This window comes from Vibrio sp. 10N.222.48.A3 (assembly GCF_041475345.1).
Taxonomy (GTDB): Bacteria; Pseudomonadota; Gammaproteobacteria; order Enterobacterales; family Vibrionaceae; genus Vibrio; species Vibrio tasmaniensis_A.
This window is the reverse complement of the sequence record NZ_JBFRVX010001031.1, coordinates 1-1519: the sequence shown is the minus strand read 5'-3', so window position 1 is coordinate 1519 and position 1519 is coordinate 1. Positions and strand designations below refer to the sequence as shown.

Sequence of the window (1519 nt, the reverse complement as noted above, 5' to 3'; positions counted from 1 at the left end):
GTCTTTCATTGGTATGAGTGTTGGTGCTTATATTAACGAGCTAGAGAGCGAGTCTTAAGTTCGAAAATAATCTTCTCAGCGCTGACTTCAAACTTAAAGCGAGCATTTAATTCTGTGCTTTCTTCTGTCAGTTCTGATGCTTCAAACTCAACGTTGCTAGACACTTGTTTAGCAAGCTCAACGTACTTAGCAAACTCAGTTTCAATGAGTGCTTTAGAGTTACCGTAAACCGTTACTTCGGCAACATCGTCGCCTTCTTTAATGATAAACCCGATTTCACCTGCGCAGCCGCAAGCCTCACATACATCATTGTTACCAATATCTTGGCTCATAAATAATCCTCTTACAAAGTCTGCGGTTATTCTAGCGAGCAATTTGAACTGTATCTACAAAAATCAAAATCTTTGAACTAATTTTTACTAGTATGCTATGCTGTTTGATAGGATATTTAATGAATATGTATATTCGCGACGATAAATATGTATGTGATTAATATCACGTTTTCCTGAAGAGGTACGTTATTTATTTGTCAGAATATCATTCACTTAGTTGCGCCAGGATTGATTTTATAAGAGTATCTATCGCTTGACAGTTATTTATACAATGAATTTTTCGTTGGGTATTTCATATTCTAAGTAGTTATTTAAACTTATCGACTTAGGATTGTAAGGTGATTTTCGAAGAATAATTAAACAAAGTGCCCAAAGAGGCAACACTGTAAAATTGTTCGTACAAAGTATTTGTGGGTATTTAATGGAAATACTTGCGAAAAAATACCTTGCTCACATAATGCTGATAACGATTTTCATTCTGACTTCATTCGGTTGAGTTAGATGGATTTACAAAGAGAAGAACCTGAATATGCCAAAGCGTAGTAAAGAAGATACAGAAATCACGATCCAGAAGATCATGGATGCCGTTGTAGACCAGTTATTGAGATTGGGTTACGACAAAATGTCATACACGACGTTGAGTCAACAAACAGGCGTTTCTCGTACAGGTATAAGTCATCACTTTCCAAAGAAAACGGATTTTACTGCTGCTCTAGACGGTCGTATTTTCAAGATGTTCATGGAACACATTGACTTTGAAAATGGCCTTGATGCATTTTCGGCTAGCTGGGTTGCTGCACTTGAAGATGCTGAGTTCCTAGCGATCTTACGTTTACTTTTCCATCATATCGTTACTGCTGAGAATGCACATGAGTTCGCGGCAAACGGTATCGACCGCTTGTACAAGCTAACTGAAACTCAGTTTGGTGATGCTAGTGGTAAAGAATTAGAGTGGTTGATTGGTAAATCATTGATTCATATGAGCCAATAATCAACACGCAATAAAAAAGCTCCTGAGGGGGCTTTTTTTGTACCTGTAGTTTCACTTTTCTTCCTTTTTTCTCTAGCTTTCACACCGTTGTCGTTATGCTGTCTTTGTGCCGAATAAAGTTATTTCTTTTCTTTTTAGATGTTTAGGGTTTCGCCTACATCTTTCTGAGTAACTAAAAGCTTACTAACATTAACTG

At 37.1% G+C, this 1519-nt stretch carries 2 protein-coding genes; one reads left to right on the top strand and one right to left on the bottom strand.

The window, feature by feature from the left end; translation table 11 throughout:
* Positions 1-32: 32 nt before the first annotated feature.
* Positions 33-332, bottom strand: a complete 300-nt coding sequence (locus AB4653_RS23295; protein WP_009845739.1) for a YfcZ/YiiS family protein — start codon at positions 330-332, stop codon at positions 33-35.
* Between the two features lie 529 nt (positions 333-861).
* Here AB4653_RS23295 and AB4653_RS23290 point away from each other — a divergent pair.
* The gene (locus tag AB4653_RS23290) at positions 862-1323 is read left to right on the top strand and encodes a TetR/AcrR family transcriptional regulator (protein WP_009845738.1); all 462 of its coding nucleotides are present in this window, start codon (positions 862-864) and stop codon (positions 1321-1323) included.
* The last annotated feature ends 196 nt before the right edge of the window (positions 1324-1519 follow it).